The sequence below is a fragment of the Rhodospirillum centenum SW genome (genome assembly GCF_000016185.1).
GTDB classification, from domain to species: Bacteria; Pseudomonadota; Alphaproteobacteria; order Azospirillales; family Azospirillaceae; genus Rhodocista; species Rhodocista centena.
The window spans coordinates 4,149,943-4,164,696 of record NC_011420.2 but is presented as its reverse complement, the minus strand read 5'-3'; the positions used below and the strand labels follow the sequence as shown (position 1 = coordinate 4,164,696).

The following is a 14,754-nucleotide window of genomic DNA, read 5'->3' as shown; positions in this document are numbered from 1 at the left end:
AGGGGCAGCCCCTCAGCCGAGCGCCCAGGGCTGCTCGGTGCGCTGGCGCGCCTCGTAGGCGTCGATCCGCTCGGACTGGCGCAGCGTCAGGCCGATGTCGTCCCAGCCGTTCAACAGGCATTCGCGCCGAAACGGCTCGACCTCGAAGGGAATGCTCTCACCGTCCGGCATGGCGATCCGCTGCGCCTCCAGGTCCACGGTGAAGGTGGCGTTGGCGCCGTTGTCGGCCGCCGCCATCAGCTTTTCCACCACCGGCTCGGGCAGGGCGATCGGCAGGATGCCGTTCTTGAAGCAGTTGTTGAAGAAGATGTCCGCGAAGCTGGGCGCGATCACGCAGCGGATGCCGTAGTCCAGCAACGCCCAGGGCGCATGCTCGCGGCTGGAGCCGCAGCCGAAATTGTCGCCGGCGATCAGGATGGTGGCGTTGCGGTAGGCGCGCTGGTTCAGCACGAAGTCCGGCCGCTCGGCCCCGGTATCGTCGAACCGCAGGGAGGAGAAGAGGCCGGCCCCCAGACCCGTGCGCTTGATCGTCTTCAGGTAGCGCGCGGGGATGATCATGTCCGTATCGACGTTCATGATGCGCAAGGGGGCGGCGACCCCGGTGAGAACGGTGAACTTCTCCATGACGGCCTCTGGCGTGACGGGAACGGGTGACTTCATGCCATAGACGGGCGCAACCGCGAAGCGGCAATTTGCTTGCCCTGGCATGCGTCCGACAGAAACTTTCATTCGCAATCCGACCGTGTGGCCGTCACGATGCCCGCCCTGGCTGGCCGATTGCAAGGTTCCTGGCGAGTATGTACAAGCTATGGTCGATACCATGATCACCGCCGACCAGATGCGGCGACACGGGGGCAACGGGGGAATCCGGATGGGTAAAAGCTCCGCCGCCAGGCAGGGCCGGTTGTCGTGCCTGGGCGCCGCCAATACCGCAACGGGCACCATGGCGGCCAGCCGTGCAACCGCCATCACCGGAAGAGCGGCGCCGTGATGACGCTGCGCATCCGCAGTCCGCAGGATGTGGCGGGCGGCCTGGTCCTGGTCGCCCTGGCAGCCGTCGCGGCATGGCAGGCCGCGGATCTGGACATGGGCCGGACCTCCCGTATGGGACCGGGCTACTTTCCCACCGTGCTGTCGGGGCTGATCGCCCTGTTCGGGGCCGGAATCGCGCTGCGCGGACTGCGGGTCCGCGGTGACACGATCGCGCCGTTCCGCTGGCGCCGGCTGCTGCCGGTGCTGCTGGCGATCACCCTGTTCGGCCTTCTGATCCGGCCGGCCGGGCTGATCCTGGCGAGCGTGGTACTGCTGCTGGTCACCTCCGTCGCAGCGCCCGACTTCCGCTGGCGCGGCACGCTGATCTTCGGGGCGGGGCTCATCCTCTTCGCCGTCATCCTGTTCCCGATCCTGCTCGGGCTCCCGCTCTCGATCTGGCCGCGCTTCTGATGGACATCTTCGCCAATCTGGCCCTGGGCTTCGGTGCCGCCTTCTCGCCGATGAATCTGGGCCTCTGCTTCGTAGGGGCTCTGGTCGGCACGCTGATCGGCGTGCTGCCGGGCCTCGGCCCTATCGCCACCATCGCCATCCTGCTGCCGATCACCTTCAGCCTGGACCCGCTGGGCGCGCTGATCATGCTGGCGGGCATCTATTACGGGGCGCAGTACGGCGGCTCCACCACGGCGATCCTGGTCAACATGCCGGGCGAGACCTCGGCCGTGGTGACGACGCTGGACGGGCACCAGATGGCGCGCCAGGGCCGCGCCGGCCCGGCGCTGGCGATCGCGGCCCTGGGGTCGTTCTTCGCGGGGACCGTGGCGACCTTCCTGGTGGCCCTGATCGGGCCGCTGCTGGCGCAGGCCGCCCAGGCCTTCGGCCCGCCGGAGTATTTCGCCCTGATGCTGTTCGGTCTGGTCGGTGCCACGGTACTGGCCAGCAGTTCCTTCGTGAAGGCGGTGGCGATGATCCTGGTCGGGCTGCTGCTGGGATCGATCGGATCGGACATCGAAACCGGAGCGCCGCGGCTGACCTTCGGCATTGCGCAGTTCGCCGAGGGCATCAACTTCACCACGCTGGCGGTCGGCCTGTTCGGCGTGGCGGAAATTCTGCGCAACCTGGAGAACCCCGAACAGCGCGGCGTGCTGGACAAGCCCATCAAGGGGCTGATGCCGACCTGGGCTGACATCCGCCAGTCCTTCCCGGCCGTGCTGCGGGGCACCGGCATCGGCTCCGTCCTGGGCATCCTGCCGGGCAACGGCGCCGTGCTGGCGCCCTATGCCAGCTACACGCTGGAGAAGAAGCTCGCCCGTGATCCCGGCCGGTTCGGCCGCGGCGCGATCGAGGGCGTGGCCGGGCCGGAGAGTGCCAACAACGCCGGCGCCCAGACCAGCTTCATCCCGCTGCTGACCCTGGGCATCCCGCCCAACGCGGTGATGGCGATGATGGTCGGCGCCATGACGATCCAGGGCATCATCCCCGGACCGCAGGTGATGACCGAGAATCCCCGCCTGTTCTGGGGCATGATCGCCAGCATGTGGATCGGCAACGCCATGCTGGTCATCATCAATCTGCCCCTGGTCGGCGTCTGGGTCCGACTGCTGCGGATGCCCTACCGGCTGCTCTATCCGGCGATCCTGCTGTTCTGCTGCGTCGGCGTCTACACCGTGAACGGCTCTTACGTGGACGTGCTGATGCTGTCGGTATTCGGCTTCGCCGGCTACGGGTTGGCGAAGCTGGGCTTCGAGCCGGCGCCGCTGCTGCTGGCCTTCGTCCTGGGACCGCTGATGGAGGAGAATCTGCGGCGGTCCTTCCTGATCGCCCGCGGCGATCCGATGATCTTCGTGGAGCGGCCGCTGAGCCTCGCCCTGCTCCTGATGGCGGTCGGGCTGCTGCTGATCGTGCTGATGCCCTCGCTGCGCCGCAAGCGCGACGAGGCCTTCAGGGAATGAGTCGCGTGCAACCAACCAGACAGACCACAAGGGGGAAGCCATGCGTCTTACATCCGTGATCGCCGCCGCCGCGGCGACCGTCCTGGCCGCGGGCGTGCTGACCGGGCCGGCCGCGGCCCAGGATTATCCGACCCGTCCGATCACCATGGTCGTGCCCTTCTCCGCCGGCGGCCCGACGGATACCGTCGCCCGGCTGGTCGCGCAGGAGATGAGCGGTGCGCTGGGTCAGCAGGTCGTGATCGAGAATGTCGGCGGCGCCGGCGGCACCATCGGCGCGGCCCGGGTGGCCAAGGCCGAGCCCGACGGCTACACCCTGCTGCTGCATCATATCGGCATGGCCACCTCGGCCACGCTGTACCGCAAGCTGCCCTTCGACGCCCTGGCCGACTTCCGCGCCGTGGGCCTGGTCACCGACGTGCCGATGACCATCGTGGCGCGCAAGGACTTCCCCGCCGACGACCTGAAGGGGCTGGTCACCCATGTGAAGGCCAATGCCGACAAGATCAACATGGCCCATGCCGGCGTCGGCGCCGCCTCGCACCTGTGCGGCATGCTGTTCCAGGAGGCGCTGGGCACGCCGCTGAACACCGTGCCCTACAAGGGCACCGGCCCCGCCATCAACGATCTGGTCGGCGGGCAGGTGGACATCCTGTGCGACCAGACCACCAACACCACCGGCCAGATCAAGGGCGGAGCGATCAAGGCCTATGCGGTGACGACGCCGGACCGCGTCGCCTCCCTGCCGGACCTGCCGACGACGGTCGAGGCCGGGCTGCCGGAGGTTCAGGTCGCCGTCTGGCACGGCATCTATGCGCCCAAGGGCACGCCCGACGCGGTGGTGCAGAAGCTGTCCGCCGCCTTGCAGACGGCGCTGCAGAGCGATCTGGTGAAGACCCGCTTCGCCGAACTGGGCACCGCGCCCGTGGCGCAGGAGCGCGCCACGCCGGACGTCCATGCCGCGTTCCTGAAGGAGGAGATCGAGCGCTGGCGCCCCGTCATCCAGCGCGCCGGCACCTACGCCGACTGACCCGCACCCGCACGAAGGACGCAGGGGCCGCGGCGGCAACGTCGCGGCCCTTCTGCTTGCCGGGACCTGCCGCCGTCCGGTCGGGTCAGGTAGCGCGCCGGCCGGCGGCCAGCGCCCCGGCCGCCAGCAGACCCGCAGCCCCCAGGCCGACCGCCACGGGCAGCAGCGACTGCCCGCCGCCCCGCACCGCCATCCGGTCCTCCGGTGGGCCGAACAGGTTGCCCGACCCGTTCCGCCCCGGGCTCGCCCGGGCGAGCGCCATCTCCACCCCCGCCAGCATGGCTCGGCCCACGAGGTCCGGCGCCAGGGCATAGGCGACGCGCCCCAGCAGGGTCGGCAGCCCCACCGGCACCCGTCGCCGCGGGTGGGCCGCGAGATCCACCATGAGCCGCGCGATCCGCCCGGGGGACTGCATCGGTCCCCGCGGGTTCAGGGTGCGGCCGGTGTAGTTGCCGGCATGCTTAAGGCCCGGCGTGTCCACGAAGTACGGATAGATCGCGCAGACATGCACGCCGGGATGCCGGCGCATCTCGTGGCGCAGCGCCTCGGTCATGCCGTGCAGGCCGGCTTTGGCGGCGGCATAGGCGACCGCTCCGGGCGGATAGACCCAGGCACCGATGGAGTTGGTGTTGATGAGCACGCCGCGGCCACGGTCGATGAAGTGCGGCAGCACGGCATGGGCGCCGTTCAGCGGACCCAGCAGGTTGGTTTCGATGGTGCGGCGGTGCGCCTCCAGCGGGACATCCTCGAACCAGCCGACGGCACCCACGCCGGCATTGTTGATCCAGACATCGACCCCGCCGAAGCGATCGGTGGCCGCGTCCAGCAGATGGCGCATGTCGGACGGGCTGGTGACGTCCGCCGGCACGGCGATGGCCTCCCCACCGGCCCGCCGGCACTCCGCCGCCGCGTCCTCCAGCATGTCGCGCCGCCGGGCCGCGAGCACGAGCCGGGCGCCCTGGGCAGCGAACGCCCGGGCGGTAGCCCGCCCGATGCCGCTGGACGCCCCCGCGATCACCACCGTGGTACCGTCCAGGCGTCCGTCCCGCTGCGCTGCATGCATGCCCTTCTCCTCCTCCGGTTCCGGCCCCGCAGGGCCATTTCCCGCCCCGGAGCCGATCCTGGCGCCCCAACAGGCAACGGCGTCATTCGGCACGACGGCCCGCGGAACGGGAACTTTCCCGGATTCGCGCAATTGAGCCGGAAGGGTCCGCAACCGGGTCGGGAACCGTCAGGGAGAAGCGATCATGCCGCCGCGCGCACCGCCCGATACAGCGGCCCGCTTCCTGCCGCCGGCCCGCACCATCCCCGCCCTGCGCGAGGCCGCGGCGGGCTGCACCGCCTGTCCGCTGCACGAGACCGGCACCCGGACCGTGTTCGGGGAGGGGCCGGAGCGGGCGCGGCTGGTGCTGGTCGGGGAACAGCCGGGCGACCGGGAGGACGCCCAGGGGCGCCCCTTCGTCGGTCCGGCAGGACAGCTCATGGACCTTGCCCTGAACGCGGCCGGGATCGACCGCACCGGCATCTACGTCACCAACGCGGTCAAGCACTTCAAATGGGTGCAGCGGGGCCACCGCCGGCTGCACGAGAAGCCCGGACGGCTGGAGATCCTGGCCTGTCTTCCCTGGCTGGAGAACGAGATCGCCGCCATCGCACCGGAGGGCATCGTCTGCCTGGGCGCCACGGCGGCGCAGGCCCTGATCGGCCGGACCTTCAAGGTGACGGAGGAACGCGGCCAGTTCCTGCGCACGCCGCTGGCGGGCTGGATCACGGCGACGGTGCATCCGTCGTCATTGTTGCGGATCGAGGACCGGGAGACGCAGCGGGCGGCCTACGAACGCTTCGTGGACGACCTGGCCCGGATCGCCGACCGGCTGGCCGGGCGGAGCAGGAGCGATGAACCCGCCCGCATGGGGATGGGGCAAGGCCGCCTGCTGTAGCCGGGGCGCCGCGGGCGGGCAGAAGACGCGGGCGGGCAGAAAGAAGCCCCGCACCGGGAGGGTGCGGGGCCAAGGAGGCTGACGAAAGGAACAGTCGGAACCGGAACTCAGAACTGGAACTGCAAGCGCCCGATGATGGCGTCGGCGTCGGCATCCACCAGCGGAGCCGGCCGTTCGATGTCGATCATCTGGTAGTTCAGCATGAAGCGGATGGCCGCGTTGACGTACCAGTTGACGCCGAAGGTCCAGACCGTCTGCTTGCCTTCCAGCGGCGTCACGTAATCGGGGTCCTGGAGATCGTTGACGGAGTAGCGGACCGCCAGTTCCCAGGCACCGATGCCGCCCTGGGAGTTGAACGGCGCCGACGGCACGACACCGGCCCAGCCACCCGTGCCGATGTTGTACTTCCGGTGTTCGCCCGTGAGAATGTAGCCCAGCGAGACGTAATAGCCCTCGAAGCTCAGGTCTGCCCCTTCGTCCGCCACGGTGGCGGGGCTGTCCCGTGTCTCGACATCCTGGGCATAGTACTCGGCTGCGGCCCAGAAATTGTTGAAGCTGGCGCCGATGTCGCCACCCCAGACCGTGTAGTCTTCCAGGTCCAGCGTGCCGCCGCTGACCAGCAGGGTGCCGCCGCCGATCCGGTTCTCCGGCCGGTCGGCGAACAGGTAGGGCCGGGCCGCCCCCGGTCCGGTGCCCTGGCGCGGCGTGATCACCGTACCGACGGAGGCGCCGATCGCCACCTCCTGGTTCTGCGCGCTATGGACCAGGAAGGCGCCCCGGCCGATGGCAGCGAGCTGGTCGTCGCCGCCGACGGGGCTGATCGCCGCCTGATCGCCCGTCAGATAGGCCGCCACCATGTAGTTGGAGCCGGTCTTGCGGACGCCGACCGCGGCGCGGCTTTCGCTGGCCACGATGTTGGTGATCGTGTTGGTGATGGCCGAGCGCTCGATGAACGGGATGTCGTTGGAGCCCGTGGCGTCATCCAGCGTGAAGGGCGGCTGCATCAGGCCGATCTCGAAACGCCAGCCCGGAACGCCGGTATAGGCGATGTTCGCCGCCTGCAGACGGGTGCTGGTGCCGCGGCTGCTGGAGGCGTCGAGCGTGAACTCGAAGGCCCAGTCGCGGTAGACCGTGCCGGCGATGCCGAAGAAGGCGCGGCGGACATTGAAGCCGTCCGGCAGGTCCGCGGAGATACCGGAATCGGGGAACCAGTTGCCATAGTCGATGTGGAAGCGCGTGCGCAGCGCCACGTCGAACGCCTTGTCGGCGGAGACGATGCGCGGCCGCCCGGCATTCACCGTGACGGTCGGCATGTCGGCGGTCCGCTTGTCGACCGTCTGGATCTGCTTCTCGACGGACTCCCGCAGGGTTTCGAGCTGGCTCTGAAGAGCCTGGATCTGCCGGTTGAGGGCGTCGATCTGTGCCTGACTCGGCTGGCCCTGCGCCGCTGCCGGCGCCGCCGCCAGCACGAGCGCGGCCGCTGTCGTCGCCAAGAGCCCTGGGAGAGACCTCATGCGCTTCCTCCTCTGTACCGTTGTTATGGCCGTGGCCCGAACGGGCGGATGCAGAAGAAGCGTAACCGAAACCGCGTGGCGGACGAGTCCAATATGTCCGGGGATTGACGATTTGATGACAGTATGACTTGCATGTCACAGATTGCAGGTGTGCAACCCGTGCGCGTTACCTCAGCCGGCGCTGCACGATGCTCCGCCCAGAACGCAGAATCTGGCGCAATGGGGATGGTTGAGCGCCACCGGCCCGTGTGCCCCCGCCAGCGTCGGGCCGAGATCGAAGCGCGGATCGTAGGGCAGCAGGGTGCAGGCGACGACCGTCGGCCGGTCCGTACCCTTGCGCTTCACGACCATACGGCTGCCGGCACACATCATCTGGTCCGGGCTCCGCCCCAGGATGCCCCAGCAGGCTTCCGTGATCTCCGGCACGTCGCGGCGGGCATCCATCTCGGGGAAGAGGACGAGGCGGGCGGGATCGGCGGCATCGATGCCGAGTCCCAGATCCGCGAACAGCCGGGCATAGCCGGCGCGGAGCCGGTCCTCTCCTTCGCCCGGGAGATCGCGCCCGGCGACGGAGACGTCGAAACCGTTGGTGGCCAGCCAGACCAGCCCGCGCAGCGCCGGCTCCCAGGAGCCCGGTCCCCGCTCCGCCTCATGCACGGCCCGGCCGTAATGGTCGAGAGAGACCCGCAGCGACAGCCGCGCCCCGTGCCGGTCGCGCAGACGCAGGAGTGCTGCCCGGTGCCGCTGCATCGGCCGCATGGCGTTGGTCAGGACCAGGGCACGGAAGCCGCCGTCCAGAATGTCCTCCAGGATGCCGGGGACATCACGGTTCATGAAAGGCTCGCCGCCGGTCAGCCCGATCTCCCGCGTCGGCCAGCCGGCCGCGGCAATCTCGTCCAGGTACGCCTTCGCCTCGGCCCGGGCGAGATAAACCAGCGCGTCGTTGCGCGGGCTCGATTCGATGTAGCAGTTGGCGCAGGCGATGTTGCAGAGCGTTCCGGTGTTGAGCCAGAGGGTACGCAACGCCGCCAATGTCACCCAGGCGCGCCGCTCCCCCCGCGCGGTCACGGCGGGATCGCGGAACTTCGCCGGATCCAGCGGCGTGGTCGCAACGGTCGGGCAGGAGGGGGCGGCGGAGGCGGTCATGCGGTCTTCCGTAGCGGCTGCGGGCCCCGCAGGGGCAGTCCCGGGGAAAGGTAGTCCGTTGCGGGACCGCTTACACTCCCCGGGCCGGACCCGTTCGTGCTAGCGTGCGGCCATGTACAGCGACGTCGTCGATCTGCGCGAATTCTACGAAGGCAGCCTGGGGCAGGTGGTGCGGCGGCTGATCCGCCGCCGCGTCCGCGAGCTGTGGCCGGACGTGACCGGGCAGCGGGTGCTGGGCATCGGCTACGCCACGCCCTATCTGCGACCGTTCCGCGACGAGGCGGAGCGGGTCCTGGCGATGATGCCGGCCAGCCAGGGCGTGGTGTTCTGGCCGCAGGAGGGGCCGGGGCTGGTGACCCTGACGGACGAGGCGGAGCTGCCCCTGCCGGACATGTCGGTGGACCGGGTGCTGCTGATCCACGGGCTTGAATACACCGAGCATCTGCGCCCGATGCTGCGTGAGGTCTGGCGCGTGCTGGCGGGCGGCGGCCGCCTGATCGCCATCGTGCCGAACCGGCGCAGCATCTGGGCCCGGTCCGACCGCACGCCGTTCGGCAACGGCTCCCCCTACTCCTCCTCCCAGCTCAAGAAGACGCTGCGCGCCAACCTGTTCGTCCCGGAGAAGGAAAGCTGCGCGCTGTTCATGCCGCCGGCGCGGTCGCGCTTCCTGCTGGCCGGCGCCGGCGCCTGGGAGGAGATCGGCGCGCGCTGGTTCAAGGCTTTCGCCGGGGTGATCGTGGTGGAGGCGTCGAAACAGATCTACGCCTCGGCCGGCCGGGTGAAGGCGCCGGAACGCAGCCGCCTGCTGGCCCCCGCCGCCCGGCCGGTCTTCGGCCGCAGTGCGAGCCACCGCCAGCCGGAGGAATAGCCTCCCGCCCGGGCCGGATAGCGCTATCCGCGGGCGAGGCCGCGGCCGGCGATGACGGCGCCACCGACGATCAGCAGGCAGGCCAGCCCCAGGGTCGGCGTCGGCTCGCCGCGGCCGAGCGCGATCAGCAGTGCCGTGGAGAGCAGCGGGGCGGCATAGCTGAGCGCCCCAAGGGTCTGGATGTCGCCACGCTTGATGCCGTAGTCCCAGACGAAGAAGGCGATGCCGAGCGGCCCCAGCCCCATCGCCAGCACCACCAGCCAGGCCGCCCCCTGCGGCCACACCGTCACCTCGAACAGCAGGTGGCAGAGGGCGGCCAGCACCGAAGTGCCGAGGCAGAACCCGGTCACCGCCTCCGTCGGCACCTCGCCGTGCCGGCGCATCGCCACGGAATAGGCCGACCAGATCAGGGCGCAGGCCAGCGCCGACAGGTACCCGGCCCAGTGGCCGCCGCCCATCTCCCCCGCCTCGGCCCCGCCGCCGACCAGCAGCAGCGTGCCCGCCAGCCCGGCCGCAGCCCCCGCGAGCGCGGCGCGCCCCAACCGCTCGCCCGGCAGCAGGCCGGAGAACAGGACGATGAACAGCGGCCAGAGATAGTTGATGAGGTTCGCCTCCACCGCCGGCGCAGTACGCATGGCGATGAAGTAGAAGAAATGGTAGCCGAACAGACCACCCACCCCCAGCAGCCAGACCGGCAGCGGCTGGAACAGCGCCTGCGACAGAGGCCGGCGGCGGACGATCTGGACCAGAAGGCCCGTGATGCCGCCGATGCCGAAGCTCATCGCCACCATCTGGAACGGCGGCACCGGGCCAGCAAAGGAGGTGAGCGTGGCGAGAGTCGCCCAGAGCAGGACGGCCGTCGCACCGATCAGGGTGGCGCGGCGGATGGCAGGGGCGGCGGGCGAGAGGACGGCGGCGGGGCTGGACATGCCATGGTGGTACGCGGGCACCGCGACACCCGCAAGGGGGGGCGCACAGGGAACGCCCCGTCGCCCGGCCGGTCAGACCTGCGTCCGCCGCATCCGTGCGAGATCGAGCACCTCCAGCAGCGCAGGCCAGGCCACCAGCGACCGCCACTCCTCGGCTGTCGCCCAACACGCCTCCAGCGCGTCGTCGCCGGGAACCGGCTCGCCCGAGAGCCAGTCGGCCTCTACGTTGACGATGGTGAAGTGGAAGCGGATGCGGCCGTCCGGGTCACGCAGAATGCTGTCCACCGCCGTCAGCACGCCGGTCGGACGGGCGACGATGCCTGTCTCTTCCAGAACCTCGCGGGCCGCGGTATCGGCCAGGGTCTCCCCCAGCTCCTGGCTGCCGCCGGGCAGGCTCCACTCCCCCTCCCCCGGCGGCTTGCCGCGCCGGACGAGCAGGATTCGGTCACCCTTCCAGACGATGCAGCCGACGCCGACGCGCGGCTGGTCGGGGAAGGCGTGGACGGGCAGTGTGAGCGTCGGGGCGGTCATCGCCCCTGAGTAGCCGCCCCGGCCGGACGCCGCAAGACCGACCGGAACGACGGACGGCCCCGGGAAATTCCCGGGGCCGTCCGGACCGGGCGGGAACGGGTCCGCCGGATCAGTACATGTGCTGGCCGCCGTTGATGGAGAGGGTGCTGCCGGTGATGAAGCCGGCATCGTCCCCGACCAGGAACAGCACGCCGCGGGCGATCTCCTCCGCCTTGCCCAGGCGGCCGACGGGGATGCGGGCGACGATCTTCTCCAGCACGTTCGGCGGCACCGAGCGGACCATGTCCGTGTCGATGTAGCCGGGGGCTATGGCATTGACCGTGATGCCCTTGGCCGCCCCTTCCTGCGCCAGCGCCTTGGTGAAGCCGTGCAGGCCGGACTTGGCGGCGGCGTAGTTGACCTGGCCGTACTGCCCGGCCTGGCCGTTGACGGAGCCGATGTTGACGATGCGGCCGAAGCCGCGCTCGCGCATGCCCTCGATGACGGCGCGGGAGAGGTTGAAGCAGGAGGTCAGGTTGGTGCGGATCACCTCGTCCCACTGCTCGAAGGTCATGCGGTGGATGGTGGTGTCGCGGGTGATGCCCGCATTGTTCACCAGCACCTCCACCGGGCCGAGGTCGCTGACCACGCGGGCGACGCCGGCCTGCACCGCCTCGAAGTCCGAGACGTCGAACCTGTAGGCGGGGATGCCGGTCCGCTGCGAGAACTGGCGGGCGGCATCGTCATTGCCGCCATAGTTGGCGGCCACCGAATAACCGGCATCCTTGAGCGCCACGGAGATCGCTTCGCCGATGCCGCGGGTACCGCCGGTAACCAATGCAACGCGTCCCATCTTCGTTTCCCCCCGATTGGTCGGTTGGTTGACACCTGGACAGCGGGCCGCGGACCGCGGCCCCGCCGGGAGTGAGGCTCAGTCGCGGGCGACGCAGAGGGCGATGCCCATGCCGCCGCCGATGCAGAGCGTGGCGAGCCCCTTCTTCGCGTCGCGCTTCTGCATCTCGTGCAGCAGCGTGACCAGCACCCGCGCGCCGGAGGCGCCGATCGGATGGCCGAGCGCGATGGCGCCGCCGTTCACGTTGACCTTGGCCGTATCCCAGCCGAGATCCTTGTTCACGGCGCAGGCCTGGGCGGCGAACGCCTCGTTGGCCTCGATCAGGTCGAGATCGTCCACCGTCCAGCCCGCCTTCTTCAGCGCGGCGCGGGAGGCCGGGATCGGGCCGGAGCCCATCACCGCCGGATCGACGCCGGCCGTGGCCCAGGAGACGATGCGGGCCAGCGGGGCGACGTCGCGGCGGGCGGCGTTGTCGGCCGTCATCAGCACCAGCGCCGCCGCCCCGTCATTGATGCCCGAAGCGTTGCCGGCGGTGACCGTGCCGTCCTTCCGGAAGGCCGGTCGGAGCTTCGCCAGCGCCTCGGCCGTGGTGCCGGCCTTGGGGTGCTCGTCGGTGTCCACCACCACCTCGCCCTTGCGGGTGGCGATCTTCACCGGGACGATCTCGTCCTTGAAGCGGCCGGCCTTCATCGCGGCCTCCGCCTTCTGCTGCGAGGCGGCGGCGAATTCATCCTGCTGCTCGCGGGTGATCTGCCACTTGTCCGCGACGTTCTCCGCCGTGTTGCCCATGTGATAGGCGTTGAAGGCGTCCAGCAGGCCGTCCTTCAGCATGGTATCGACGAAGGTCGCGTCGCCCATGCGCACACCCGGGCGCAGATGGGCGCAGTGCGGCGACTGGCTCATGCTCTCCTGCCCGCCGGCGACCACCACCTCGGCATCGCCCAGCAGGATCGCCTGATAGCCCAGCGCCACCGTGCGCAGACCCGAGCCGCAGAGCTGGTTGATGCCGTAGGCCGTCCGCTCCACCGGGATGCCGGCGTTCACCGCCGCCTGCCGCGCAGGATTCTGGCCGGCGCCCGCCGTCAGGATCTGGCCCAGCACGACTTCCGACACCTCGGCCGCGTCGGTCCGGGCGCGGGCCAGCGCCTCACGGATGACGACTTCCCCCAGATAATGGGCAGGAACGGTGCTGAGACCGCCGTTGAAGGCACCGATGGCCGTGCGCGCCGCGCCGGCAATGACAACATCGACCATTAAGTCCTCCGCTCCGTGGGTTGCTTTATGGTTGAGACGGTCCCGGGGCAAGATTACGAGTGCCGGTTGTGCTGCGCAAGGCGCCGTCGCCCCGATCGCCGGAAGGGGCAGCCGCGGCCCGCCCATGCCCCTTCCGGTGATCGGGGGAATCAGGGATCGGGACTGGCCGTATGCCGATCGGGTGCGATGGACGGGAAGCGGACGACGAAGCGCGCTCCGCCCGTCGGCGTCTCGCCCACCTGCACCTGACCGCCCAGGGTGCCGGTGACGATGCTCCAGACCAGGTGCAGGCCGATGCCGGTGCCGCCCCGGTCGCGCCGGGTGGTGAAGAAGGGCTCGAAGATGCGCGGCCACAGGGCGCGCGGGATACCGCGGCCGTCGTCGCTGTAGACCAGTTCGACCCAGCCGCCGCCACGCCGCCGCGCCTCGATCCGAAGGGTTCCCGCGCTGCCGTCCTCATAGCCATGCAACAGGGAGTTCAACACGAGGTTCGTCAGCACCTGGGCGAGCGGCCCCGGATAGCTGTCCACCACCAGCCCGTCCTCGATCGCCACCTCCACCCGGTGCCCGGCCTCCCGCACCTTCGGCGACAGGCTGGCCAGCACCTCGCGGACATAGGCGGCAAGGTCGAAGCTGCGGCGGCCCTCGCTCGACTGGTCCGCCGCCACCTCCTTGAAGGCGCCGATCAGGTCGGCCGCGCGCCGCCCGTTGGCCTGGATCAGCCGGCACAGCTCGTCCGATGTCTTGAGGAATTCCTCCAGGTCGGCGGGCGTCATGGCGTTGCGGGCCAGGGCGTCGCGCAGGACAGCGATCTCGTCGCGGATCTGGGAGATGCCGGTGATGACGATGCCGACGGGGGCGCTGACCTCGTGCGCCACCCCGGCGACCAGCCCGCCCAGGGAGGCGAGCTTCTCCTGCAGAACGATCTGCTCCTGTGCCGCGCGCAGGATGGCCAGGGCAGCCTCCGCCTCGCGGTGGGCTTCCTCCGCCTGGGCGCGACGGGCCTCCGCGGTGTCGCGGGCCTGCCGCAGCATGCTGCGGGCCTGACGCCGGGCCGCCTGGGCGGAGATGTTGCCGGTCAGCCCGACCGCGACCGCCCCCAGCAGCGCCGCCAGATGCCAGGCGTCGCTCTGCACCTCCGGCGCCGCGGGCAGCAGGCCCGCCTGCCCCAGGGCGTAGACCAGCAGGACATAGACCGTGAAGACGCCGAACATCAGGGCGATCAGCCCCGGACGGCCGAAATTGCTGATGACCAGGGCCCCGACCAGCATCAGGACCGTGAAGGGTGAGGCGACGCCGCCCGTCTGCGACAGCAGCCAGGTCAGCACGGACATGGTGGCGATGGCGGCCAGGTGCACCTGGGTCAACGGCCAGCCGTCTCGGATGGCAAGAAGCTGGACCATCACGCCGACGGTGAACAGCAGGAAGCCCAGGAAGGCAGCGAAGCCGGACTCTCCCCCCCAGAACAGGGAACCGACGGCGAAGCCGGCGGAGACAAGGATGATGACCAGCGCCGTGCGGACCCAGCTCCGGTAGCGGACCAGCGCGCGTTCCTCTCCGCCGTCGCGGACCGGCGACGGCAGGAAGCAGTCGATCAGGCCTTCCGCCACCGTTCCGGCGGTATCCAGGAGCCGCCCGTGCAAACGTCCATCCATGACCGTCCGCGCGCCCTCTGGTCCATCCCCGCGCGAGACAGTGGCCGAAACGGACCGCCGACTCAATGGAGATGCGAGCCCCTCTCCCACAGCAGAAGCGGAGATCGATCCGACAC

The 14,754-nt window shown here is 70.2% G+C and carries 14 protein-coding genes; 5 read left to right on the top strand and 9 right to left on the bottom strand.

The features are described from left to right. Positions 1–12: 12 nt before the first annotated feature. Positions 13–624, bottom strand: coding sequence for a 3-isopropylmalate dehydratase small subunit (leuD, locus tag RC1_RS18925; protein ID WP_012569076.1), 612 nt, complete (start codon positions 622–624; stop codon positions 13–15). Between the two features lie 366 nt (positions 625–990). On the opposite strand from leuD, the gene RC1_RS18920 reads away from it, so the two are divergent. The 3 genes from RC1_RS18920 to RC1_RS18910 are packed head-to-tail and all read left to right on the top strand — an operon-like array spanning position 991 to position 3,969. Further along, entirely contained in the window at positions 991–1,443 is a 453-nt protein-coding gene (locus RC1_RS18920; RefSeq protein ID WP_012569074.1) for a tripartite tricarboxylate transporter TctB family protein, read from the top strand. After that, positions 1,443–2,942: a tripartite tricarboxylate transporter permease gene (locus RC1_RS18915; RefSeq protein WP_012569073.1), complete on the top strand. Its 1,500-nt coding sequence runs from the start codon at positions 1,443–1,445 to the stop codon at positions 2,940–2,942. Before RC1_RS18920 ends, RC1_RS18915 begins: the two co-directional genes overlap by 1 nt. Before the next feature lie 40 nt (positions 2,943–2,982). Beyond that, entirely contained in the window at positions 2,983–3,969 is a 987-nt protein-coding gene (locus RC1_RS18910; protein ID WP_012569072.1) for a tripartite tricarboxylate transporter substrate-binding protein, read from the top strand. An 85-nt stretch (positions 3,970–4,054) separates the two neighbouring features. On the opposite strand, the gene RC1_RS18905 is transcribed toward RC1_RS18910, so the two are convergent. Further along, positions 4,055–5,032 (bottom strand): SDR family oxidoreductase, encoded by a 978-nt coding sequence (locus RC1_RS18905; protein WP_012569071.1) that lies wholly within the window; start codon positions 5,030–5,032, stop codon positions 4,055–4,057. A gap of 184 nt (positions 5,033–5,216) precedes the next feature. Here RC1_RS18905 and RC1_RS18900 point away from each other — a divergent pair, with 184 nt between their 5' ends. After that, entirely contained in the window at positions 5,217–5,909 is a 693-nt protein-coding gene (locus RC1_RS18900) for a UdgX family uracil-DNA binding protein (protein ID WP_012569070.1), read from the top strand. Between the two features lie 107 nt (positions 5,910–6,016). Here RC1_RS18900 and RC1_RS18895 read toward each other — a convergent pair whose 3' ends face one another. Together RC1_RS18895 and RC1_RS18890 are read right to left on the bottom strand one after the other, a co-directional pair. Beyond that, positions 6,017–7,423 carry a porin gene (locus RC1_RS18895; protein ID WP_012569069.1) on the bottom strand — a complete coding sequence of 469 codons (1,407 nt, stop codon included), beginning with the start codon at positions 7,421–7,423 and terminating at the stop codon, positions 6,017–6,019. Positions 7,424–7,594: 171 nt separating this feature from the next. Continuing rightward, on the bottom strand, positions 7,595–8,569 hold the full coding sequence (locus RC1_RS18890; protein WP_012569068.1) for a radical SAM protein: 975 nt from the start codon (positions 8,567–8,569) through the stop codon (positions 7,595–7,597). Positions 8,570–8,681: 112 nt separating this feature from the next. Here RC1_RS18890 and RC1_RS18885 point away from each other — a divergent pair, with 112 nt between their 5' ends. Continuing rightward, entirely contained in the window at positions 8,682–9,437 is a 756-nt protein-coding gene (locus tag RC1_RS18885) for a class I SAM-dependent methyltransferase (protein ID WP_012569067.1), read from the top strand. 23 nt (positions 9,438–9,460) lie between these two features. Here the strand turns inward: RC1_RS18885 and yddG are convergent, their stop codons facing one another. The 5 genes from yddG to RC1_RS20505 all read right to left on the bottom strand — a co-directional run bounded on the left by yddG (position 9,461) and on the right by RC1_RS20505 (position 14,638). Further along, complete coding sequence (gene yddG, locus RC1_RS18880; RefSeq protein WP_012569066.1) at positions 9,461–10,366, bottom strand: aromatic amino acid exporter YddG; 906 nt, start codon at positions 10,364–10,366, stop codon at positions 9,461–9,463. Between the two features lie 72 nt (positions 10,367–10,438). Then, positions 10,439–10,897, bottom strand: a complete 459-nt coding sequence (locus tag RC1_RS18875; RefSeq protein WP_012569065.1) for an NUDIX hydrolase — start codon at positions 10,895–10,897, stop codon at positions 10,439–10,441. A 109-nt stretch (positions 10,898–11,006) separates the two neighbouring features. Next, positions 11,007–11,729, bottom strand: coding sequence for an acetoacetyl-CoA reductase (gene phbB / locus RC1_RS18870; protein ID WP_012569064.1), 723 nt, complete (start codon positions 11,727–11,729; stop codon positions 11,007–11,009). A gap of 78 nt (positions 11,730–11,807) precedes the next feature. After that, positions 11,808–12,983, bottom strand: a complete 1,176-nt coding sequence (locus tag RC1_RS18865; RefSeq protein WP_012569063.1) for an acetyl-CoA C-acetyltransferase — start codon at positions 12,981–12,983, stop codon at positions 11,808–11,810. A 149-nt stretch (positions 12,984–13,132) separates the two neighbouring features. Beyond that, entirely contained in the window at positions 13,133–14,638 is a 1,506-nt protein-coding gene (locus tag RC1_RS20505) for a sensor histidine kinase (RefSeq protein ID WP_012569062.1), read from the bottom strand. Between the last annotated feature and the right edge of the window lie 116 nt (positions 14,639–14,754).